The following is a 7950-nucleotide window of genomic DNA, read 5'->3' as shown; positions in this document are numbered from 1 at the left end:
CTCAGCGCTCCGCTGCCGCCCACCGCCCGCCCCGGCGGCAGCGTGTGCATGAGCGCCGCGAAGCCGACCATCGGGGCCGTGCCGGGTTCCGACATCGGCGGACCGGACTGCGCGCCGAACCATGCCAGCGACGCCTTGAGCCGTTCGTCGCGAAACCAGCTGTCCAGCAACGCGTCCCCGGACTGGAGGAATTCCCTGGACAGCGCGCTGCCGCCGCCCTCGGCATCAAGTCCCCAGAACGATCGCACGAGGTGGCCGGGCCCCGGCGCGCCGCCGAAGGCGCGCATCACCCGGGCGCTGCGCGGACCCCACACCGCCACGAACCGCCGATACGCGTCGGCGTCGGCCGTGCCGCACGCCGCGGCGATGGACGCGCAGGTCGCCTCGACGTCGCGATGGAAGACGAGAGGCGGGCGACCCGCGGCGTCGGCGGGGGTGAAGCCCCAGGGATCGCAATCGATATAACGGAGTCCGAAGCGCTCCAGCTCCAGCTCCTCGATGATCCCGGTGTGCCGGATCATGATGTGCGCCGAGGAGCCGCGGTCCACCAGGTGGCCGGGGAACCGCTCGACCGTCGACACCGCGCCGCCGAGCACCTCGTCGCGTTCCAGCACCTCGACCGCGTGTCCGTCGCGCGCCAGATAGCAGGCCGCCACGAGCGCGTTGTGCCCGGAGCCGACGACTACGACGCGCACGACCGCGCCCCGGTGCCGTCCGAATGCACGGTGCCCGCTGCCGCGCCCGCCGGTGCGGAGCCGGTCGACGCGCCGAGCCTCCGTCCGCTCACAGCGGCAGCCGCCTGCCGAGGATCGCGAAAGGACGGTTGTCGCCCGAGAACACGAAATGCCGGATGACGTCGGCGAATCCCTCCCTGCGATAGAGCCGCCACGCGCGGTTCGCCTCGCCTGTCACCTCGGGCGTGGAGAGCAGCACCGCGTTTTCCGTCCGGTCCTGGAGCAGCCTGCGTAGCAGGATGGCGCCGATGCCGCGCCCCTGCGCGCTGGGGTGCACATGCAGCTCGGTCAGCTCGAAATAGTCCGAAAGCAGTTCGCGCGCAGAGTGTTCCGGCCAGCCGGAGCGGCGCATCCCGCTGTGCACCTGCTGGTGCCACCACTGGTGCGGGGCACCGCGGTAGCCGTAGGCGATAGCGACGATGGGCGAGGTGCGCAGGTCGACGTGACCGTCGTCGTCGGGGAGCAGCGCCGCGACGGCCTGCCAGCCGGAGCGGGTGGTGTGCTCGGTCCACATCGGCGCGCGATGGTTCTCGGTGCCGCGCGGATAGTCCATCGCGGCAACATAGACCGCTAGCGCGTCGTGCAACCGGTAGCGCAGGTCCGCGACCGAAAGATCGACGACGACGGGTGCGGGTGCGGGGGAGTGATGTGGCTTGACGGCTGTCATGGCTCTCGTCGGACCGCGCGGACGCGGAAAGTTGTCGGTGGGTGTCTCTATATTCAAGCTCAATTCAAACGTTCGAATACCTGTTCGGTCCGCGCGGTGCACGGGGACCGGGGGTGTACGAGTGCGGAGGGACGAGCCGATGAGTCGGATCGAGCAGTCGGGGCAGCCCGGCAAGGCGGGGAAACTACTGAAGAAGGCCGACGGACTGCTGATGGAGGCGGCGGGGGAGGCCGACCCGAGAGAGCGGTTCCGCACCGCGTATCTGGCTGCGCTGCGCGGCGCCGGTGCGGTGCTCGCGTTCACCGGCGCGGACGCGGCCCCGCGCGCCCGCTCGCGCAACGCCTGGGTGTTGTTGCAGCGCGCCGCGCCCGAGTTCGTCATGTGGGCCGATTACTTCAGCGCCCGCTCCGAATTGCGCGCCGCGCTGGAGGCCGGACTGGACCGCGAAGTGGACGAGCGGCAGGCCGACGAGTTCTCTTCGCGGGTGGGGGCATTCCTGCACGACGTGGAAGATCTGCTGAATTCGGCCGCGCGGTTGCGGCCCGCGCCGGGATGGACCGGAGGCATGACCGCTTAGTTATCACCGAGAAGGTGGTACGGCCCTGATCGAACTCGTATCATTGGTGACAGATAGCCGCCAAGGTCGGCTGTCTGTCGCCTACCCGGAGGCGACAAGCCACGTCCTAGTGCCGGGGGAGGTACCGTGCCACTCTCCGAGCACGAGCAGCGCATGCTCGAACAGATCGAGAGCGCGCTCTATGCTGAGGATCCGAAGTTCGCCTCGTCCGTCCGCGGCGGACGCCTTCGCTCGACCTCGAGTCGTCGCAGACTCCAGGCCGCAGCCTTGTTCGTCCTCGGTCTGTTTCTATTGGTCGCAGGTATCGCCGCTCCGGTGAAGCCTGGTGGCTTTCCGATCATCAGCCTGATCGGATTCATCGTCATGTTCGCCGCCGGCGTGCTTCTGCTGCTCGGCACCTCCAAGGGCGCCGCCCGTGGCGCGCGTTCCGGCGAGGCGCCCTCCAGCGGGCCGGGCGGTGGCGGATCGAGCGGACATGGGCGTCAGCGCAAGTCCGGTGGTTTCTCCGAACGTATGGAGGATCGCTTCCGGAGACGGTTCGAGCAGGAGTAGCTCGGCTGTAACCCGAAAAACTTCATCACGGCAGGCGACGCCGCACCACTGACGGGTGCGGCGTCGCCTGCTCGTGTTTCCGGGACTGCCGCCTCGCGGGGTCGTCCCCACATCTCCCCACGGCGTTCCCCACTTCCCCCCAGTACCTCCCCCTGACGCCTCGAGGACCTTGGCTACCAGGGCGGTTTGCTGGATGTTTCCGGGCCGCGGCGCGGCGGTGCCCGCGTGTCGGCAGAACACGCAAAAAGTTCCCCACCCGGTGATAGCTGGGATGACCTGCGAAATCGTCTCGGCGGGGAGCCAGATCACCTCCACTTTCGATTGAAAGTGGGGGAAAGTGGGGTAATGTGGAGCGCGCACTACAGGAGAGGCCATCCAGAGAGGTGATCCAGTAGGGAGGCATCGGGATGTTTCTCGGTACCTACACACCTCGGCTGGATGACAAAGGGCGACTCACGTTGCCTGCGAAGTTTCGAGACGATCTGGCGGGAGGGTTGATGGTCACGAAGGGTCAGGACCACAGCCTTGCCGTGTACCCCAGGGAAGAATTCACCGCGCTCGCTCGGCGAGCCGCGGCCGCGTCTCGTAGCAATCCGCAGGCCCGCGCATTCGTCAGGGCACTCGCGGCCGGTACCGACGAACAGCGTCCGGACGCACAGGGCCGCATCACGTTGTCGCCGGATCATCGGCGCTACGCGAACCTGGACCGGGATTGCGTGGTGATCGGTTCGGTCGACTTCCTCGAGATATGGGACAAGCAGGCGTGGGAGTCCTACCTCGCCGAGCACGAGGAGGATTACGCGCAAGCGAGAGACGAGTCGCTGGGCGGAATCTTCTAGCCCGAGCGGACGAGTGCCACGCGGCCTCTGCCCGGACGCGGACCCTGGCGTACTTCCCCGACGCCAGGTGCCGTTGTTCGGTCAGAGACCACGGGGCATTCGTTCTCGACAGCAGCTTCTTTTACCAAAAGCACTGTGGAACAAGGCGACCCGTGTGCGATGGTCGAATGTTCGGCCACCGAGGCACTCGCCATCCGGTGCAAGCGACGACGCGAGGCAGATCCGGGAGGTCGAGGTGAACCGTGAACAGCACGGCGCGCGGCATGTTCCGGTTCTCCTGAATCGAGCCGACGAACTACTCGGCCCCGCTCTCACCGAGCCGGGTGCTGTCTACGTCGACGCCACCCTCGGACTCGGCGGCCACGCCGAACATTTTCTGCGCACCTACCCCGCGCTGCGACTGGTCGGCCTCGACCGGGACACGAACGCGCTGCGCTTGGCCGAGGAACGGCTGCGCCCGTTCGCGGATCGAATCACGCTGGTGCACACCACCTATGACGGCATCGCCGACGCGCTGACGCAGGCGGGGCTGGATCCGATGGATTCGGTGAGCGGCATCCTGATGGATCTCGGCGTGTCCTCGATGCAGCTGGACGAGGCCGAGCGCGGCTTCGCCTACTCCGTCGACGCCCCGCTGGACATGCGGATGGATCCGACGACCGGGATCACCGCCGCCGACGTGCTCAACACCTACAGCCACGGCGAACTCGCCCGAGTGCTGAAGACCTACGGGGAGGAGCGCTTCGCGGGCAAGATCGCCTCCGCGGTGGTGCGTCGCCGTCAGCAGCGGCCGTTCACCACCAGCGCCGAGCTGGTCGAGCTGCTCTACGCCACCATCCCGGCCGCCACCAGGCGGACCGGCGGGCATCCCGCCAAGCGCACCTTCCAGGCGCTGCGGGTGGAGGTGAACGGCGAACTCGACTCGCTGCGCGCCGCGCTGCCCGCCGCGCTGGACGCGCTACGCCTGGGCGGCCGGATCGTGATCATGTCCTACCAGTCGCTGGAGGACCGGGTCGTCAAGCAGGAGCTGGCGCCGCGGATCGCCTCCCGCACCCCGGTGGACCTACCGGTCGAATTGCCGGGCATGGGACCGGAATTCCGGATGCTCACCCGCGGTGCCGAGAAGGCGACCGAGCGGGAGATCGACGAGAACCCGCGGGCCGCGCCGGTGCGCATGCGGGCGGCCGAACGGATTCAGGAAAGGGGATGAGCTTGACGACATCGAGCCGCAGCTCGGCTGCCGTCGTGCTCATCGGACGTCGGTCCTCGACCGGAGGCGCACCGCGTGTGCCGATGGTCGCAGGCCGCACGACGTCGACGGGGTGGGGGTGTTCTTGCGGAACAGAGGAGGCGACGACACCATGAGTATCCGAACGCGTACGGTCGAGTCGCCTGGTCGCGTCGCTCGTCGGGTGCAAGCCGCCGAACGGGTGAAGTCCGGTGCGGCGCAGCGTGCTTACGCCAAGCGCAAGACGCGCGCCGAGCAGCGGGCGGACACGGGGATCCGGCTGCCGACCCGCAGGTCGGTGATGGCCGCGCGGATACCGTTCGTGGCGGCGATCATCGCGATGCTGGGCTGCGGTCTCGCGCTCACCCTCCTGCTCACCACCAGGGCGGCCGAGGACAGCTACCAGCTCAGCGACGCGAGGGAGCTCAACAGGAAGCTCTCCGAGGAGCGCGCCGCGCTGCAGCGTGAGGTCGAGGCCGCCGATTCCGCCCCCGAACTCGCCGCGCGCGCCCGTGAACTCGGCATGATTCCGGCGAAAGATCCGGCCCGGCTGGTGATCGCGCCGGATGGCACGGTGACGGTGATCGGCAAGGAGACCCCCGCGCAGGGCGCGCCCGTGCCGCCGTTGAACGTCACGCCGACCACGCCGCAAGTGGCGCCGCCCGGACACGCGGAGGCGCAAGGTGAGCGCGTCGTGCCGGTCTCGACCACGCCGCCGCCGGGCAGGCCGGCTACCGAGCAGGCCGGCGGCGTGCAGGCGCACAGCAACACGCCGAGCCCGACGCCCGCCGTGCCGTCCGTCCCCGGACCGGTCGCGGTGCAGCCGTCACCGGTCCCGTCGCCCGTCCCGTCGCCGGTCCCGTCGCCCGTCGAGGTGCCGCAACCCGCCGCCCAGAATCCGGCCGCACCGAATCCCGCGGCGGCGCAAGATCCCGCGGCGCCGCAACCAATGGCGCAGGATCCCACCGCGCCGCAGCCTGCCGCGCAAGGACCCGAAGCGGCACAGGACCCCGCCGCGCCGCAGCCGGTCGCACAAGTCCCCGCCGATCAGCAGGCCGCGCCGCCTGAGGCGCAAGTGGCACCGCCACCGCCCGTCGGACCGCTCGACCAGCCGGGAGGCACCCGATGACCCAGACCAGGCCCGCGCCGCGCCAGCGGCGCGGGTCGGTGGCATCGAAGGCCGCGAAATCGCGCGCCGCCGCCGATCGCCCGGTGCGGCTGCGGCTGGGGGTCGGCCGGATCGTCATGCTGGTCGCGCTGGCCGTCGTCGCGATCCAACTGCTCTGGATCCAGAGCATTTCCGCGCCGGGCCTGTCCTCGCAGGCGGCCAGCCAGCGCACCGTCCGGCTGACCGACGAGGCCACCCGCGGCCCGATCACCGACCGCAACGGCAAGTCGCTGGCTTTCACCGTGTCCGCGAAGGCGTTGCACTTCCAGCCCGTTCAGGTGCGCAAGGATCTCGAGGCGGCCCGCGCCAGGAGCGAGAAGGCGCCCGATCCGGACGCGCGGCTGCAGGCGATCGCGAAGATGATTCACGACAAGCTGGGTAAGAAGGCGCCCGCCGAGGCCGAACTGCTCGCCAAGCTGCGCAGCGAGGAGACCTTCGTCTACCTGGCGCGCAATGTGGACCCGCGGATCGCCTCCGAGATCACCGTGGAGTTCCCGGAAGTCGGCACCGAGCGCCAGGACGTGCGCGAATACCCCGGCGGATCGCTGGCCGCCAACATCATCGGCGCGACCGGATGGGACGGGCACGGCCTCATCGGCCTGGAATCCTCGCTGGACTCGGTGCTCGCGGGCACCGACGGCTCGCACACCTACGACCGCGGTTCGGACGGCGCCGTCATTCCCGGCAGCTGGCGCGACAAGCAGCCCGCCGTGAACGGCAACGGCGTCGAACTCACCCTCGACTCCGATCTGCAGTACTACGTCCAGCAGCAGGTGCAGCAGGCCAGGCAGATGTCCGGCGCCCAGGGCGCCTCGGCCGTGGTGCTGGACGCCAGAACCGGCCAGGTGCTCGCCATGGCCAACGACAGCACCTTCAATCCGACGCTGGGCCCGCAGAACTGGGGCTCGGCCAAGACCAGCAACCCGTCGGTGAGCGACCCGTTCGAACCCGGCTCGGTGAACAAGATCGTCACCGCGGCCGCGGCCATCGAATACGGGCTCACCGACCCCGACGAGGTGCACGAGGTCCCCGGCTCGATCCGGATGGCCGGCGTCACCGTCGGCGATGCCTGGGGCCACGGCGTCGCGCCCTACACGACCACCGGCATCTTCGCGAAGTCGTCCAACGTGGGCACCCTGATGCTGGCCCAGCGTGTCGGCGAGGACCGCTACGCGGACATGCTGCACCGCTTCGGCCTCGGTCAGCGCGCCGGCGTCGGCCTGCCGGGCGAATCCGCGGGCCAGGTGCCTTCGCGCGATCAGTGGTCCGGCGGCACCTTCGCCAATCTGCCCATCGGACAGGGCCTTTCGATGTCCACCTTGCAGATGACGGGAATGTACCAGGCCATCGCCAACGACGGTCTGCGTGTCCCGCCGCGCATCGTGAAGGCCAAGATCGCGCCGGACGGAGCCCGCACCGAGGAGCCGCAGCCGGAGGGCGTCCGGGTGGTGAGCCCGCAGACCGCACAGACGTTGCGCCACATGTTCCAGGCCGTCGTCCAGCGCGATCCGATGAACGCCGAACAGAACGGCACCGGCTGGCCCGCCGCGATCGAGGGCTACCGGATCGCGGGCAAGACCGGTACCGCGCAGAAGATCGAACCGGGCTGCAAGTGCTACTCGAGCTCGAGCTACTGGATCACCTTCGCGGGCATGGCGCCGGCGGACAACCCGCGATACGTGATCGGCATGATGCTGGACAACCCGGTGCGCAGCTCCGACGGCAGCGGCGGCCAGTCCGCCGCCCCGCTGTTCCACAGCATCGCGTCGTGGGCGCTGCAGCGCGATCGGATCCCGCCGACGACCGCTCCGGCGCAGAAGTTCGTTCTGCAGGCTGATGTGTGATTCCGAGCTTGTCGAATCGTCGTATTTCCGCATCGCGGCGCGGCAACACCGAGGCGCGTTGTTCGCCGGTGAGTCCGCGTCGGTAACCTGACTCGTCACCATAGATCCGTGTCGTCCACAGATGCCCTGTCCGAGAGGAGCGAGGTGCCCGCGCAGTCCAGCCAGCCCGTGTTGCGGCCGGTCGACCCGCCGTCGACACCGCTGACCACCGTGCTGGAGCTGACCGGCGCCCGCGCGTCGGCGACCGTGCCCGGCGATCTCGCGGTCACCGGGATCGAGCAGCGTTCGAACGCGGTGCGCCCCGGCGATCTGTTCGCCGCGCTGCCCGGCTCGCAGGCGCA

8 protein-coding genes and 1 pseudogene are annotated in these 7950 nt (G+C 69.5%); 7 read left to right on the top strand and 2 right to left on the bottom strand.

Annotated elements, in window-relative coordinates:
* Together NL1_RS35090 and NL1_RS35085 are read right to left on the bottom strand one after the other, a co-directional pair.
* Positions 1–695: phytoene desaturase family protein (locus NL1_RS35090; RefSeq protein ID WP_156095196.1), on the bottom strand; the 695-nt coding region annotated here is incomplete at its 3' end.
* 88 nt (positions 696–783) lie between these two features.
* Positions 784–1401: a GNAT family N-acetyltransferase gene (locus NL1_RS35085; RefSeq protein WP_067849052.1), complete on the bottom strand. Its 618-nt coding sequence runs from the start codon at positions 1399–1401 to the stop codon at positions 784–786.
* 139 nt (positions 1402–1540) lie between these two features.
* Between NL1_RS35085 and NL1_RS35080 the strand changes: the two genes are divergently transcribed.
* The 7 genes and pseudogenes from NL1_RS35080 to NL1_RS35050 all read left to right on the top strand — a co-directional run.
* The gene (locus tag NL1_RS35080) at positions 1541–1978 is read left to right on the top strand and encodes an SAV_6107 family HEPN domain-containing protein (RefSeq protein WP_067849050.1); all 438 of its coding nucleotides are present in this window, start codon (positions 1541–1543) and stop codon (positions 1976–1978) included.
* A 126-nt stretch (positions 1979–2104) separates the two neighbouring features.
* Entirely contained in the window at positions 2105–2530 is a 426-nt protein-coding gene (locus tag NL1_RS35075; RefSeq protein WP_067849047.1) for an SCO2097 family morphological protein, read from the top strand.
* 407 nt (positions 2531–2937) lie between these two features.
* Positions 2938–3369, top strand: a complete 432-nt coding sequence (mraZ, locus tag NL1_RS35070) for a division/cell wall cluster transcriptional repressor MraZ (protein ID WP_067849045.1) — start codon at positions 2938–2940, stop codon at positions 3367–3369.
* Between the two features lie 235 nt (positions 3370–3604).
* Entirely contained in the window at positions 3605–4579 is a 975-nt protein-coding gene (gene rsmH / locus NL1_RS35065) for a 16S rRNA (cytosine(1402)-N(4))-methyltransferase RsmH (RefSeq protein WP_067849042.1), read from the top strand.
* A 151-nt stretch (positions 4580–4730) separates the two neighbouring features.
* Positions 4731–5726 (top strand): cell division protein FtsL, encoded by a 996-nt coding sequence (ftsL, locus tag NL1_RS35060; protein WP_174553518.1) that lies wholly within the window; start codon positions 4731–4733, stop codon positions 5724–5726.
* Positions 5723–7609, top strand: a complete 1887-nt coding sequence (locus NL1_RS35055) for a peptidoglycan D,D-transpeptidase FtsI family protein (RefSeq protein WP_084511412.1) — start codon at positions 5723–5725, stop codon at positions 7607–7609. Before ftsL ends, NL1_RS35055 begins: the two co-directional genes overlap by 4 nt.
* A gap of 108 nt (positions 7610–7717) precedes the next feature.
* Positions 7718–7950, top strand: a pseudogene (locus NL1_RS35050) (UDP-N-acetylmuramoyl-L-alanyl-D-glutamate--2,6-diaminopimelate ligase); the annotation flags it as partial.

The organism is Nocardia lijiangensis NBRC 108240, assembly GCF_001613045.1.
Lineage (GTDB): Bacteria > Actinomycetota > Actinomycetes > Mycobacteriales > Mycobacteriaceae > Nocardia > Nocardia lijiangensis.
The sequence above is the reverse complement of the archived record's forward strand: the minus strand, read 5'-3'. Positions and strand labels throughout refer to the sequence as shown.